Here is a 14,453-nt window from a genome sequence, read left to right as displayed (position 1 = left end):
ACAGGCGTCGCTACTCGACCGCGGACGCTGCGCGGTGACGGAACCGGCTGATCGAAGCGAGCTCCCCGGCTACATTCACGAAAGCGACGGCTGGCTTCTGGCGGCGGCGATCGTGATCGGCATTGCCGCCGCATTCGCCAACTTCATTTTTCATGCGGCCATCGAAGGTGCGCACTTCGTTTTCTGGGGATCGCTCGGCGGTGCGCTCGGTATTCCCGCGCGAAGCGTCACCACCGACGTGTTCGCCGACGGGACGGCGGCGCTCGGCGCCAACTGGTGGCTGATTCCGCTGGTGCCGATGTCGGGCATGGCGCTGCTGGTGCTGCTCGACCGATGGTTTCCGGGCGAGATCCACGGATACGGGCTGCCGCGCTTCCTCGAGATCGTCAACGTGCGCGGCGGATACATCCGAAGGCGCTGGATCACGCTGAAAACCATCACCGGTGCGATCACGCTCGGCTCCGGAATGAGCGCCGGGGTGGAAGGTCCGGTTGCGCAGATCGGAGGCGCGATCGGATCGACGGTAAGCCGGCTGCTGCGGCCGTCGCCCGAGCGGCTGCGCGTGCTGATCGCATCGGGAACGGCCGCGGCGATCGCATCGACGTTCGGTGCGCCGATCGCCGGCGTGATGTTTGCCGAAGAGATCGTGCTGCTCGGCCAGTCGCAGCTGCAGTCGCTGACGCTGCTGGTGGTCGCAGCATGCGTTGCGACGATCACGTCGCAGTATCTGACCGGCTACCACCAGGTCCTTGCCGCGCCGCACTTCGAGTTTCCGATCAACCACGAGCTGGTCTTCTACCTGCTGCTCGGCATCGCCAGCGGTCCGGTCGCCGTCGCGTTCCTGCGCGGGTTCTACGCGATCAAGGACTGGGTCGGCACGTCGGCGATTCCGGTCGCGCTGCGGCCCGTCGCCGGTGCGGTGATCGTCGGATCCGCGCTCGTCCTGTTCCCGCAGATCGGCGGCAGCGGCTACGACGTGATCAACCAGTTCTTTCTCGGCGAAATGGGCGCGCGCCTGCTGCTGTCGCTGGCGCTCGTGAAGCTGGTGATGACCGGCGTTACGCTCGGCTTCGGCGGGTCGGGTGGAGTGTTCGCTCCGGCGATGTTCATCGGCGCTGCGTTCGGCGCCGGTTTCGCCGTCGTCGTCAACCACGTGCTGCCCGGTTCGATCGCGCATCCGGGCGCATTCGGCCTGGTCGGGATGGGAACGCTTCTCGCTGCCGCGACGCATGCGCCGATGACGGCGATCTTCCTGCTCTTCGAGCTGACGCGCGACTACAGCGTCGTGGTGCCGATCATGATCACCGCGATCACGGCCACCACGGTCGCACGCCAGCTGGTCCCCACCAGCATCGACGAGTACGACCTCGCGCGCCGCGGGCTGCATCTGCATTCGGATGGCCGCACGCGCGTGCTCCGGCAGTTTTTCGTCCACAGCCTGGTCGCGCGCGACATCACGCCGGTTCGTGAGAATGCTTCGGTTGCCGAGCTCGTGCGCACGGTCAGCGAGTCACGGCATGCGGTGTTTCCGGTCGTCGACGACGACGACGGCCTCGTCGGCACCGTCGGCATGGTCGACCTGCGTGCGGTGCTGCTCGAGAGCCATTCGTGGGCCGACCGAAGCGTGCGCGAGCTGGTGCGTCGCGACGGTCCGGTGCTGCGTCTCGGCGACAGCCTCTACGATGCGCTGCAGATGGTCGTCCTGCACGGCGTCGAGGAAATCGTCGTCGTCGAAGACAAACATGCACGCACCGTGGCGGGTCTGCTCAACCGATCGGAATTGCAGAGTTTCTACCAGAAGCGCCTGCTTGCCCGCGAAATGGTCGGCTGATATCCACCTGCACCGGCTCGAACCGGTGCCAACCGCCCGCGACGGCCTCCGGCGCGGCCCTTCGAGCCGCCGTTCCGTCCCCGCATGAAGAAACCCCGCCTCATCATTACTGCCGATGACTTCGGTCTCTGGCCCGAGATCAACGACGCTGTCGTTGCCGGGTACGAAAGCGGCGTGGTGACGAGCGCAAGCCTGCGGGTCTCTGCGACCGGTTCGCATTCGGCGGCGGTGGCGGCACGCATCCGGCCTGGCCTGTCGGTCGGCCTGCAGCTGGTCCTGTGCGACGGGCACTCCACGCTGCCGCGCCGTCACATCCGCGACCTCGTCGACAGCACCGGGCGATTCGTCGACCGGCCGCTCGAAGCCGCGTGGCATTACCGCCGCAGCGGCGGCCTTCGCGATCAGCTCAAGGCCGAAATCCGCGCGCAGGTCGAGAAGTTTCTGTCGACGAGCCTGTACCTCAGCTTCGTCACCGGCCACCACAACCTGCATCTGCATCCGACGGTGCTTTCGCTGCTGAAGGAGCTGGCCGAGGACTATCCGATCCACGCGCTGCGGCGGCCGTGCACGCATCTCGTCGATTACGAGAAGCGCTCGGGACCGCAGAGCTTCGAAGCGCGCGTCGAGCGCGACCTGATCGGCACGATGATCCGTTACGGCGGTTTTCGCGCGCGGTCGTTCGTCGGCCCCGATCGTGTCGACGTGCTGAGCCCGATCCGTCCGGCCACCGAAGGCGATGTGGCAAAGCGGCTGTCGTCGCTGCCGTCCGGCGTCACCGAGCTGGTCGCGCGGCCCGGCTCGCTGCTGCCGCAGTTCGACGGCGTCGCCGAGGCGGCGATCGTCACCAGCCGCCGCGTACGCGACGCGCTCGCGACGAGCAACGTCGAGCTGATTTCGTACCGCACGCTTTTCGAAGAGATCTGACGCCGCTAGCCGAAATCGGGGACAGACACCGATTTCGCGAAATCGGTGTCTGTCCCCGATTTTCCAGCTCAGACGCCGGCGGCTTCGAGGCAGGCTTCGATGTCGGTCAGCTTTTCGCGGACTTTGCCGGTGGCCGCACCGCGCTCGCGCTCGACCCTGTCGATGCGTTTCCAGCCGTCCCAGGTGACGACGCGAATGCCGCGTTCGCCGAGCACGCGATCGATCGCGCCGCGCGAAACGGATGCCGCATCGCGGGCGGGCGTCGTCGCCGCGTCTTCCAGCATGTTCGCGACCGTGGCCGCCGCATCGCCTTTGTTGGTACCGACGACGCCGGTCGCACCGCGCTTGATCCAACCGGAGACGTACAGGCCCGGCACGATTACGCCGCCGTCGAGCACGCGCCCGCCCGCGTTGGCGATGATGCCGCGCTCTTCGTCGAACGGCAGGCCGGCGAGCGGAAGCCCGCGATAGCCGACCGAGCGCAGCACGAGCCCGCACGGAATCGTCTCGTAGCGGCCGGTGCCGCGCGCGACGACGTCGCTCGAGGCACTGCGGATCAGCTCGTTGTGCTGGATGCGAATCGCGGCAGTACGGCCTCCCTCGCCAAGGATCGCCGCGGGTGATGCAAGGAAGCGGATCTCGAGCCGGCGTCGAGCGCCGCCGTCACCGGCGTCCGCGATCGCGGCCAGCACCTCGAGCTTGTGGCGCTCGGTTCCGTGGTGCGGATCGACGGTCTCGAGGTCGTGCGTGACCTGGTCGCGATCGACGCTGACGCCGACGCCCGGCAGCTCGGCGATGTCCTCGAGCTCCTTGGCGGCAAATGCGGCCTGGCGAGGCCCGCGCCGCGCGAGGATCACGACCTCGCGCACGCGGCTCGTGCGCAGCGCGGCCAGCGCGTAATCGGCGATGTCGGTGTTCGCGAGATCGTCCGGGTTGCGCAGCAGGATGCGCGCGAGGTCCATCGCGACATCGCCGATGCCGACGACGACGACGCGTTCGGTCGACAGATCGACCGGAAGCGAGCGGTATTCCGGATGTCCGTTGTACCAGGCGACGAACGCGGTCGCCGAAAGGCTGCCGGCGAGCTCTTCGCCCGGCACACCGATGCGGCGGTCGGTCTCGCAGCCGGTCGCGAACACCACCTGGTCGTAGCACGCGAGAAGGTCGCTCACGGCAAGACCCCGGCCGACATGGACGTTGCCGAAAAAGCGCACGCGCGGATCCTCGCAGAGCCTGTCGTATGCGACCGAGACCGACTTGATCTTCGGATGATCGGGCGCGACGCCGTAACGCAGCAGCCCGTACGGCGCGGGCAGGCGCTCGAACAGATCCACGTCGACATCGACGTCCTTGCGCTTGAGCAGCGCTTCGACGGTATAGAACCCGGCCGGACCTGCGCCGACGACCGCGACACGCAGCGGCCTGCCGGAGGTCGTGGCGGTCGCCCACGCGCTTCCCGCAGGTTCGGAAACTCCGGTCGTCACAGCATTACGCTCAGCAGCGCGAGGAACACGAAAAAGCCTGCCCAGTCCGTCGCGGCCGTCACCAGGACCGACGACGCGACCGCCGGATCGAGCGAGAAGCTGCGCAGCACCAGCGGAACCATGGTTCCGACCGCCGCCGATACCTGCAGGTTGATGAGCAGCGCGAACCCCATGACGGCCGCGACGCGCGCGTCGCCTCGCCACAGGTAGACGATCAGCGCGCCGGAAAGGCCGAGCAGCGCACCGTTGATCAGCGACGTCAGCGCCTCGCGGGCCAGCAGCCGGCGGGCCTGCGGACCGCGCGCCTCGCCGAGCGCGATGGCGCGCACGAGCACGGTCATCGTCTGCGTGCCGGCGTTGCCGGCCATCGCCGAGATCACCGTCATCAGCGCTGCGGCGACCGCGACCTGGCGAATGGTCTCCTCGAACTGCGCGATGATCAGCGCCGAGAGACCGGCGGTCGCGAAGTTGAATACGAGCCACGGCAACCGCGAGCGGACCGCATCGAACGGGCTGGCGCCGACGAAGCTTTCGTCGCCGACGCCGGCGAGCTTCAGGATGTCCTCGGTGGCCTCTTCCGCGATGACGTCGACGATGTCGTCGACGGTGATGCGGCCGACGACGCGACCGAGCGAGTCGAGCACCGGCACCGACAGGAGGTCGTACTTGCCGAACACGCGCGCGACTTCTTCCTGGTCCATGTCGACGTCGACAGGGACCGTTTCGGTCTGCATGAAGCGCTCGAGCGGCGTCTCGTCGTCGAACAGCAGCAGCTCGCGCAGCGGGACGACGCCTTTCAGGCGGCGCTGCTCGTCGGTGACGTAGATTTCCTGGATGTCGTGGTAGTCGTCGGCGTGGCGGCGGATCGACTCGATGACCTCGCGCACGGTCGAGAGCGTGGTCGCGGTCGCGACCTCGGTCTTCATGATGCCGCCGGCGGTGTCTTCGGCGTAGGTCAGCAGCCCGGCGACGTTGCGGCGGGCCTCGGGGCTCGTGCGCCGCAGCAGCCGGTCCTTGCGGTCCTCGTCGAGATGGCCGAGCAGGTCGGCGGCATCGTCGGTGTCGAGCCGTTCGAGGACGGCCGACAGGCGCGCGTCCGACAGCAGCTCGACCAGCGAGGCCTTGGAATGCTCGCTGATCTCGCGGACGACTTCGGAGGCGGTCTCGGGCTCGAGCAGCCGGAAAAGCTGGAGCTGGCGCTCGGGCTGGTCGAGCGCATCGAGAACGTCGGCAAGGTCGGCAGGATGCAGGTCGGCGATCGCGGCGCGAGCAGCGGCTTCATCGCCGGCTTCGAGCAGCGCCCGAAGCTCGGCGTGATCCGGAGTCTCAGTTTCGGTCGCCGGAGCGCTCATCCGTTCGATCCCCTGTTTGATCCTCTGGGATCCGCCTCTTGATGCGCACCAGTACGAGCGAAGTTCGATCCGAAGGGTCGACGTCCTTGGAGGCGATTGCCTCCTCGACCTCGTACGCTCCGGCTGCTTCGCCGCCGGTGTCGAGTTTCCGCACTTCTTCGGAAAGGTCCGAAAGGAAGGCGGGCCAGGTCAGGAGCCATGCTCCGTCGATTTCGGGAACGTCGGTGAGCGCCTGCCGGACGGGAATCGGCGCTCCCCGGTAGAACACGGCCCCATAATCGAAGGCCCGGTAAAAAGACAGCGGCACTTCGACAGGAACGAGCTCCTGCACATGATTGATGAAGCTTCGTGCGCTGCGTTTGGACGCAAGAGCCGGAAGCAGCGTCGTCGAAAGCGTTGCCTGGAGCACGATCATCGCCAATGCGGTTGCGGCTGCGACGCGTGCCCAGCGCTGGCCCTGCGCGGAGCGGACCGTGACCCATGCGGCCGACAGCATCACGAGCCCGAGCGGAATGATGATCGCGCGATGCTCGCGCGTGGCTTCGAGCACGGGCGTCACGTTGTTGACGTCGGCGTTGCTGACGAACTGGGCGAGCCGTCCGTCGATCGGCACACCCGCGGCGCCCGCGACGACGACGATCGCAACCGCGACAAGCAGGGCCGCCGACAGCACGGCGCCGGCCACGAAGAGGGCGGCCGCAACGGGCGCCGTACGGCTGCGCATGACGCTCGTCCACGCCCTTGCGATCAGCATTGCGTAGGCGGGGTAGGCCGGCAGCAGGTAGACCGCACGCTTGGAGCCGGCGAGCGAGAAGATTCCGAACGTGACTGCGCCCCACACGACCGCGAAGACGACGTGCGGATCGAGGCGCCGGAGCAGCGACGGCGTCGGCGCAGCCGCCACAGTCGTCGCCGCCTGAGTTGCTGCCGCTGTAGTCGTGGGCGCGGCCGAGCTCGCCACGACCCTCACCGCAGCGCCCGCACCGTCCGTCATTGTGTCCGCTCCCGTCGGTCTGGTTACCGCGAAAGCGACGAGCCCCGGGATGAACAGGCTCCACGGCGCGAGGCCCGCGGCCATCAGCGGTACGTAGAACCAGAACGGAGCCACGTGTCCGGCTTCGACCGAATCCGGATCGAGCACACGAAACACGTTCTCCTTGAGGATCTGCTTGGCGAAAAACGCATCGCCGCCGACGAAGAACGCCGCCACGTACCACGCCGACGACGCTGCGATCGCAAGCAGCAGCAGCCTCGCCTCGCGCATTCCGAGGAACGCGAGCTCGCCGCGCAGTGCCAGCGTCACGCCCGCGATCGTGCACGGCAGGACGAGTCCGATCGGCCCTTTGGTGAGCGTCGCGACGACCAGCAGCACGAATACCGTGACCGGGATGCTGCGGCCGGTCTCGATCGCCCGCGCGAACGACAGCAGCGCCAGTGTGACGGCAGCGGCCAGCACCATGTCGACGCGTGCAGTGACCGACGACGCGAGCCACTGGTAGCTCGTGCCGAGCACCACGGCCGTCATCAGCGCGGTATCGGCGCCCCACCACGACCATGCCGCGAGCGCGGTGGCCAGCGCGGCGAGCAGTGCGGCGACGAGGCTCGGAAAGCGGATCGTTCCTTCGCTGACGCGTCCGTGCAGGAAGCTGGCGAGCGCGCCGAGCCAGTGAAACAGCGGAGGCTTGGACGGCAGCTCGTTGCCGTTGCGCATCGGAAGCACGAGCTGGCCGTCGCGAACGATGGTCTGCACGACCAGCGCCTCGCGGGGCTCTCCTCGCGTATAGAACGGGGTTCGGCCGGTGACGGCGGGCACAGCGAGAACGGCAGACAGGACGAGCAGGCCAGCAATGGCCGCTCCGGCAAGAAATTTGCCGTATCCTTTCAGAGGAACTCTCGCATCGGCTTCACATCCACGGGTCACCAGCGGTGCGAACAACGTGTCAGTCGCACTGCTGACTTATAACCGTCAGCGATCCGCGTTGCGAAACTGGTGCACAGTCGGTTTGCCCCTCGATTTCACCTTGGCTAGGGTCCGCCGCCATGCCGCTGACCTCGGCCTCGCCGCTTCAAGCGAGACTCGCCACCGTCTTCGAATTCATACCGGCTCTTGCCAGGCGTCACCTGGCAACGCGCATCGGTTGTCGACAGGCGCTGCACGTCTACGCGAGCGCCGACGGCGTGTTCACGCTCGCCATGCAGCAGCGCGCAACGTGCGCAGCCGACGCCGTCGAGAATCGCTTTGCACAGCTTCGCGCGATCGGCGGCGATGCGTACCAGCTGTTCTGGAAGAACGGCAGCGGTCGCTGGACCGCGTACTGCGGGCCGTGCGCGGAGCCGTTCGCCGGTTCGATCGACGAGTGTCTTTCGGAAATCGCCCGCGACTCGCACGGATGTTACTGGTCTTGAAGCCGCTCGGCGGTCGTCGCGTCGGACTCGCCGCCGCCCTGCTCTGCTTCTGCCTCGTCTCCCTGTCGGCTTGCCAGCAGCCGCTGCCGATTCCTCCGATCAAGTCGACGCTCGAGGGATGGCCGCAGCCATACCACGGCCTCTCGGGCATCCGGATCCATGCGTTCCGTACCGGCGCTGTCCGTACGCCTCAGGGCGCGGCATTCGCCGGCGGCAGCTGGACGTCGATGATCGACATGGGTGCGTGGGCGTTCGTGATCGAGCACCCGACCGCCGGCCTCGTCGTGTTCGATACCGGAATCGCCCAGCGCGCGCGCACCGAGCCGGAGCACTACGTCGGATGGCTCGGCGCAAAGCTCGGCATGCTCGACGTTCCCGCCGGCGCGGGCCTTGCCGAGCAGATGCGCGCCGCCGGACTCGATCCGCTCGGCGTTACGAAGGTCGTGCTGTCGCACCTGCACTTCGACCACACCGGCGCGATCCCCGATTTCCCGAACGCCACCGTCATCGTCTCGGCCAACGAGAAGAACTGGGTGCTGACCGGCCTTTCGAAGATGGACTTCGTCGACGTCGACCCACTGATGAAGATCGGCCAGTGGCAGACCATCGATTTCCAGAACGAGAAGCCGCTCGCGACTCTTTTCGCCGCGCACGACCTTCTCGGCGACGGCTCACTGCTTGCCGTAGACCTGTCGGGTCACACGCCGGGTAGCACCGGCCTCATCATCAAGACCGCCGACGCCCCGTTCCTCCTGACCGGCGACGCCGCCTGGACCGCCCAGAGCTGGAAATGGCCCGCGATGCCGATCTCCGCCGCCAACATGACCCTGTGGTGGGAACAGATCTGGCGCATCCGAAAATTCGCGATGCTCGAGCCCCACCTGATCGTAATCCCCGGCCACGACGACCAAGCCGTAGAAAAGGTCGCCGTCCCCTCCTTCATCGCCCACGAACCCCCGAGCGATGACAAGCACCCGCAAACCTGAACCTCAGCCCCCAACTCCCGACGCAAAAAAACCGCGACGCAAAACACGACCCACCACCAACCCGCGGGCGCGGAGAAGGGTCGAGATACGAGGCAGAACGCGGGGAAAGGAAGCGAGGCGTGGCGGAGCCACGTCGCAGCGACCGGCCCGCGTTCGAACGAAGTAGATCGGCCCTTATCCGCGTCCGCGCTACTGGATCATGCCGGGGCTGGCGTAGAGCGTCCCATAATCATTCGGCCCGTTCCCCGCGCCGTCGCTGACGACGCCACACTCGACGTTGGCCAGGATGGTCGGGCTTGGCGCCGTCGTGACCTGGTAGATGCGCGCACGAGCGAAACCGATGATCGGCAGCGCGCCGTTCGGGTTGTTGCAGGTCGAGTCCTGGTAGACCGGCACCAGCACCGACCAGTCGCCGTTACCGTCCTTTTTCGCGTCGTAGAGCGCCTTCATGTCGCTGAACCGCGATGAGACCGTGCCGCCGGTAAAATTGTACGACGTCTGGCCTGCGGTCGTCTCGGGCGACTCGTAGGTGTCCGTGCGAAGCGCATCGAGGATTCTTCCGAGCCGCGCTGCACTCGCCGGAGATTCGATGAACGTATGCCAGCCTGCGCACCCGTCGGCGGTACCGGTCGGGAAGAACTTGATCGTCGACGTCGGGCTGCACGCGTTCGAGTCGAACCAGTGCGACGAGATGCCGACCGGCACATCTGCGTCCCCTTCTGCCATCGTGCCGAGCGCACTGATTCCGACGGCGGCCGATGCCCGCACCGACAGCGTCTGAACGCCGAGGACTCCGCCGAGCGTCGTTTCGACGACGCCGTTTGCCGTATCGTCGCGGCGAGAGAGCAGCTTGATCGCGCGCACACCGGTCGTCGTCGGGGTGACCTCGCCGGTCGCATGATCGTACGTGCCGTAAATGAGGTCCGGCTCGAGAACCGAGATCGCCACACCCCCGGCCTTGTTCGCGCCCGCAAACTCGTACGCCTTGCCGAAGATGCGGGCCTGGTCGCCCGGCGTGAGCATGTACGTCTTGTTGTTCGTCGTCGCCGGCAGCGCCTGGTAGATCCGCACCAGCTCGCGACCTGCCGCCAGCGAGCCCGCGTCGCTCACGTTCTGGAGCTGCGCGCGGGTGACGAGCCCGCCTCCGATGTCGATGACGAAAGCCGCGACCCCGAGGATCAGGACCAGCGTCAGTGCGAGGAAAATGGCGATTGCGCCGCGTTCGCGGCTGGACGAAGTCGGGCTGTCGAGTTGCATTTTTCCACCCCGTCAAAGGATCGCCCGCGACACTGACCTTTTGCGCGCAAAGCGATGCCATCGGGCCCTTGCGGGTCCGCTCGAGCGCGGCGCGAAGGCCATGCTCGTGTTTCAGGTCGTGCTAAGTGGAATGTCCGCCCCGACATCCCGTTGTGTCGTCGATGCCCCCGCACCCCCGGCACATCACGGCGGCCAGCCGTGACGCGCTGAACGTAGAACGCAGTCGCAAACCTGTAAACACAACTCGCTACGGATGCGTGGTGCGTTGTGGAAATACTTCTCGGCTGAGTGGTCGCCTACTTCGATTGCGTGATCATCGATGCACGTATGCAACGATTCACGCGTGGGGGAAGACACATTTCGTCTGCACTGCGCATCGTGCGCGCATCGGTGTGACGTGGTCTTAGAGTGTGAAAAAACTAATCAGCGAGTTTTTCTCACAGCTGCCGATCGGCTGTTTTCGGAATCACATTCATCGCGGTTGCGATCATCGATGCCACATCGGCGACATTCGCGGGAAGGATGACCGTGTTGGTGGCTTTGGCGAGCTGGCCGAAGCGCTCGATGTAGCTCTCTGCGATGCGTAGCTGCACGGCGGCGGGGCCGCCTGCGACGTTGATCGCTTCGGCGACGCGGCGAATTCCGTCGGCGGTTGCCGCAGCTACGGAAAGTATGGCCGCAGCCTGTCCTTCAGCTTCGTTGATCTGCTGCTGCTTGTGGGCTTCGGACGACTTGATGATCTGCTGCTTTTCGCCTTCGGCCACGTTGATCGCGGCGTCGCGCTCGCCTTCGGACGTCAGGATCACGGCGCGCTTCTCGCGCTCGGCGCGCATCTGCTTTTCCATCGCGGCCAGGATGTCGGCCGGCGGCGTGATGTTCTTGATCTCGTAGCGCAGGACCTTGATTCCCCACGGCTCGGACGCCTTGTCGAGCTCGTTGACGACCTGCACGTTGATGTGGCTGCGTTCCTCGAACGTGCGGTCGAGCTCGATCTTGCCCATCTCACTGCGCAGCGTCGTCTGCGCGAGCTGCGAAATGGCGAAGAGGTAATCGTTGACGCCGTAGGACGCGCGCTCGGCGTTGAGGACCTGCAGGTAGATCACGCCGTCGACATGGACCTGCACGTTGTCGCGCGTGATGCAGATCTGCTCGGGGATGTCGACCGCCGTTTCCTTGAGCGAATGCTGGTAGCGGATCACGTCGACGAACGGCACGAGAATGTGAAAGCCCGCTCCGAGCGTGTCGCTGAACTTGCCGAGCCGCTCGACGACGTACGCGTTCTGCTGCGGAACGACGACCGCGGTTTTTGCGACGAGGAACAGCACCAGGGCTGCAAGCGTGACGAAGACGAGAAGGGTTTCCGGCATCGGTCTGATCTCCTGTAGCTGCGGCGGATCCGGTCAGGTCAGCGCAACGGAACGCGCATCTAGGGAACGATCCAGAGCGTCAGGCCTTCGACGCGCTCGACGGTCGTGCGCGTGCCGCGCGCGATGCGTTCGCCGTGGCGGCTGCGCACGCTCCACGACGTGCCGCGAAGCTCGGCCTTGGCGACCGCGCCGGGCTCGAGGTCCTCGAGCAGCACGGCGACGTTTCCGACCAGCTCGGGCAGCGGCGTGTTGCCGCCGGCGCTTCCGGCGAAGCGGCTCGCGATCGTCGGCCGGACGAACAGGACCATCGCGACGCTCAGCAGCGAGAACAGCAGCCACTGGCCCCACGCCGGGCCACTGATGCCGATCGCGTCGAGAATTCCGACGAGGATCGCCGAGACTCCGAAGAAGAACGCGAAGAATCCGCCCGGTGTGACGGTTTCGGCCGCGAGAAACGCAAAGCCGATCATGATCCAGATCCACCAGTCCATGAGGAGAGAGCCTGTACAACGACCGGACCATCGCGGTCAACGTGAGCCGTCAAATCGCATCGGGGCGTGACGACGGTTACGATCGCTCCGCGTCGAGCGCATTGCCTGCGACGACTTCGATCACGGATGCCCGATCAACGTTCCAACTCTTCTGTCCGTTCCTCTGCGCCGAATGCCGGCAGCGCGGCGGCACCGCCTGCGAGGGAGGCCGCGGCCGCGCCGGCGCCCGCTTTTTCGGCTGCGCCGTTCGGCTTGCTGGTGCTCGTCGGTTCGTTCCTGCTGTTCCAGGTCGAGCTCGTGATGGCGAGGCTGCTTCTGCCCGCGTTCGGCAGCAGCGCATCGGTATGGACGACGTGCCTGATGTTTTATCAGGGCGCGCTTTTTGCCGGGTATCTTTATGCGGCAGCCGCGTCCGGGCGCATCGCGCGCGGCGGCTATCGCTGGGCGCACGTCGCGTTCGTGCTCGTGCCGATCGCATTCTTTCCGTTCCGCCTGTGGCAGCCGGATCTGCCGCCGGTTGCACGCATCCTGTCGGCACTGATGCTCTCGGCCGGCGTGCCGTTCATCGCGCTGTCGACGACGAGCGTCATCTGCCAGGCGTGGCTCGCGACCACCGATCATCCGCGCCGGTCGAGCCCATACTTCCTGTACGGCCTTTCCAACGCCGGTGCGCTCGCCGCACTGATGACGTACCCGTTCGTGATCGAACGCCGCCTCGACCTGCCTGCGCAGCTCCTGCTCTGGTACGCAGGCTACGGACTGTATGCGCTGCTCAACGTCTGGTGTGTCTGGTCGCTGGCTGCGGCGAGCCGCCGCGTCGCCCGCGATTCGCCTGCTCCGGAGCTGGTGCGAGCGTCGCCGCTCGACGAACGGCTTCCGCCAATCGGTGCGTCCGCGCGTGCCGAATGGCTGCTGCTTTCCGGCGGAGCCAATGCGCTGCTGATGGTGGTGACGAGCGTCGTCTCCACCGACGCACCGGTGCCGCTGATCTGGATCCTGCCGCTGACGCTCTATCTGGTCACACTGATCATCTGCTTCGCGCCGACTCCGCCGTCCGAAAGAGCCGTTCGCGCGTGGACGTTCGGCGGCACTGCGATCGCGATCGCGTCGTTCGTGGCAATCGCCCGCCAGATCCGGCCGGAGATCGCGACCATCGCGCTCCAGAACGCAATCCTGTTCGTCGCATGCATGATGTGCCACGACCGGCTGATCCGCGGCCGGCCCGCGGATCCGCGATTCCTCGGCACGTTCTATCTTTCGATTTCGCTCGGCGGATGGCTCGGCAGCGTGCTGGTGGGCCTCGTCGCGCCGGTCGCGTTCGGCTGGCTCGCGTCGCATTCGATCGACTTCGCGTTCGCCGCGGCGCTGATCGTTGCGGCGTTCGTCGTCCACGATGCGCCGCGGTGGACGGCGTGGCTTCGCGGCCGTCCGCTTCGAATTGCCGCTGCGACAGGCACGGCGGCGCTGGCGCTGGCGGCGTTCGGTACGGCGATCTTCGCTGGCGATGCCGCCGACGTCTACGGCTCGCGCACGTTCTACGGGATCTACCACGTCGAAGACCGCGGCGGACTCCGGCGGCTGTTCCACGGCAACACCGTCCACGGCGTCGAGAGCCTCGATCCCGGGCGGCGCAGCGAGCCGCTCGCGTACTATCACCGCGACTCGCCGATCGGCCGCTATCTCGAAAAGTCGGGCGGCGCACCGGCGGCCGGCATCGTCGGTCTCGGCATCGGCGCGCTCGCCGCCTACCGGCAACCGGGACAGTCGTGGGACTACTACGAGATCGATCCGGAGGTCGAGCACATCGCGCGCACGTATTTCTCGTTTCTCGGCCGCGGCGATTCCGCCGGAGAGCCGAGCCGCGTCGTGCTCGGCGACGCGCGGCTGTCGCTCGAGAAGACGCCGCCGGCCCGCTACGACGTCCTCGTCATGGACACGTTCAGCAGCGACTTCGTGCCGCTTCACCTCATCACGCGCGAAGCGGTCGCGCTCTACATCGACAAGCTGAAGCCCGGCGGAGTGCTGTTCTTTCACATCAGCAACCGGCTTTTCGATCTCGACCCGATCCTGACGCGAATCGGCAGCGAGCTCGGCCTCGAGCTCGCGGTGGCGCGCGGCGTGGTCGATCCGGAGGTCTCGCGGACGACCGGACGCTTCCCGAGCATCTGGTACGCGATGACCGGCGATGCTGCGCTGCACGAGCGGCTGGTTCGTGAATTCGGCTGGAGCGAACGCTCGCGGCTTGCGGGCACCGCGCAGCATGCGCTGTGGACCGACAGCTACGTCGATCTGTTCGATGCGATGAAGTAGCCGCGAGACGAGCGAGAATTCGGCAGCCGCGAATTCAGCAGTGGC

At 66.6% G+C, this 14,453-nt stretch carries 11 protein-coding genes; 5 read left to right on the top strand and 6 right to left on the bottom strand.

The window, feature by feature from the left end; translation table 11 throughout:
* Positions 1 to 34: 34 nt before the first annotated feature.
* Positions 35 to 1,831, top strand: coding sequence for a chloride channel protein (locus VN634_07455; protein HXC50701.1), 1,797 nt, complete (start codon positions 35 to 37; stop codon positions 1,829 to 1,831).
* Between the two features lie 84 nt (positions 1,832 to 1,915).
* Positions 1,916 to 2,755, top strand: coding sequence for a ChbG/HpnK family deacetylase (locus VN634_07450; protein HXC50700.1), 840 nt, complete (start codon positions 1,916 to 1,918; stop codon positions 2,753 to 2,755).
* Between the two features lie 68 nt (positions 2,756 to 2,823).
* Here the strand turns inward: VN634_07450 and VN634_07445 are convergent, their stop codons facing one another.
* The 3 genes from VN634_07445 to VN634_07435 are packed head-to-tail and all read right to left on the bottom strand — an operon-like array spanning position 2,824 to position 7,341.
* A complete protein-coding gene (locus tag VN634_07445) occupies positions 2,824 to 4,239 on the bottom strand; it encodes an FAD-dependent oxidoreductase (protein ID HXC50699.1) in 1,416 nt (471 codons plus the stop codon).
* The gene (mgtE, locus tag VN634_07440; protein ID HXC50698.1) at positions 4,236 to 5,591 is read right to left on the bottom strand and encodes a magnesium transporter; all 1,356 of its coding nucleotides are present in this window, start codon (positions 5,589 to 5,591) and stop codon (positions 4,236 to 4,238) included. Before mgtE ends, VN634_07445 begins: the two co-directional genes overlap by 4 nt.
* Positions 5,566 to 7,341 (bottom strand): glycosyltransferase family 39 protein, encoded by a 1,776-nt coding sequence (locus VN634_07435; GenBank protein HXC50697.1) that lies wholly within the window; start codon positions 7,339 to 7,341, stop codon positions 5,566 to 5,568. Before VN634_07435 ends, mgtE begins: the two co-directional genes overlap by 26 nt.
* A gap of 290 nt (positions 7,342 to 7,631) precedes the next feature.
* Between VN634_07435 and VN634_07430 the strand changes: the two genes are divergently transcribed.
* Complete coding sequence (locus tag VN634_07430; protein HXC50696.1) at positions 7,632 to 7,997, top strand: hypothetical protein; 366 nt, start codon at positions 7,632 to 7,634, stop codon at positions 7,995 to 7,997.
* Entirely contained in the window at positions 7,994 to 8,983 is a 990-nt protein-coding gene (locus tag VN634_07425; protein ID HXC50695.1) for an MBL fold metallo-hydrolase, read from the top strand. The genes VN634_07430 and VN634_07425 overlap by 4 nt, the downstream gene beginning before the upstream one ends.
* A 189-nt stretch (positions 8,984 to 9,172) precedes the next feature.
* Here the strand turns inward: VN634_07425 and VN634_07420 are convergent, their stop codons facing one another.
* The 3 genes from VN634_07420 to VN634_07410 form a co-directional block, all read right to left on the bottom strand.
* A complete protein-coding gene (locus tag VN634_07420) occupies positions 9,173 to 10,240 on the bottom strand; it encodes a pilus assembly protein TadG-related protein (GenBank protein ID HXC50694.1) in 1,068 nt (355 codons plus the stop codon).
* Positions 10,241 to 10,677: 437 nt separating this feature from the next.
* Entirely contained in the window at positions 10,678 to 11,607 is a 930-nt protein-coding gene (locus VN634_07415; protein HXC50693.1) for a stomatin-like protein, read from the bottom strand.
* Positions 11,608 to 11,666: 59 nt separating this feature from the next.
* Positions 11,667 to 12,098: an NfeD family protein gene (locus VN634_07410; GenBank protein HXC50692.1), complete on the bottom strand. Its 432-nt coding sequence runs from the start codon at positions 12,096 to 12,098 to the stop codon at positions 11,667 to 11,669.
* A gap of 126 nt (positions 12,099 to 12,224) precedes the next feature.
* On the opposite strand from VN634_07410, the gene VN634_07405 reads away from it, so the two are divergent.
* The gene (locus VN634_07405) at positions 12,225 to 14,408 is read left to right on the top strand and encodes a fused MFS/spermidine synthase (GenBank protein ID HXC50691.1); all 2,184 of its coding nucleotides are present in this window, start codon (positions 12,225 to 12,227) and stop codon (positions 14,406 to 14,408) included.
* The last annotated feature ends 45 nt before the right edge of the window (positions 14,409 to 14,453 follow it).

The sequence above is a fragment of the Candidatus Limnocylindrales bacterium genome (assembly GCA_035571835.1).
Taxonomy (GTDB): domain Bacteria; phylum Desulfobacterota; class Binatia; order UBA1149; family CAITLU01; genus DATNBU01.
The sequence above is the reverse complement of the archived record's forward strand: the minus strand, read 5'-3'. Positions and strand labels throughout refer to the sequence as shown.

Coding starts and splice junctions, on each gene's coding strand:
- VN634_07410 (HXC50692.1), bottom strand. CDS start 12,098: ATGGACTGGTGGATCTGGATCATGATCGGCTTTGCGTTTCTCGCGGCC.
- mgtE (HXC50698.1), bottom strand. CDS start 5,591: ATGAGCGCTCCGGCGACCGAAACTGAGACTCCGGATCACGCCGAGCTT.
- VN634_07450 (HXC50700.1), top strand. CDS start 1,916: ATGAAGAAACCCCGCCTCATCATTACTGCCGATGACTTCGGTCTCTGG.
- VN634_07420 (HXC50694.1), bottom strand. CDS start 10,240: ATGCAACTCGACAGCCCGACTTCGTCCAGCCGCGAACGCGGCGCAATC.
- VN634_07430 (HXC50696.1), top strand. CDS start 7,632: ATGCCGCTGACCTCGGCCTCGCCGCTTCAAGCGAGACTCGCCACCGTC.
- VN634_07415 (HXC50693.1), bottom strand. CDS start 11,607: ATGCCGGAAACCCTTCTCGTCTTCGTCACGCTTGCAGCCCTGGTGCTG.
- VN634_07405 (HXC50691.1), top strand. CDS start 12,225: ATGCCCGATCAACGTTCCAACTCTTCTGTCCGTTCCTCTGCGCCGAAT.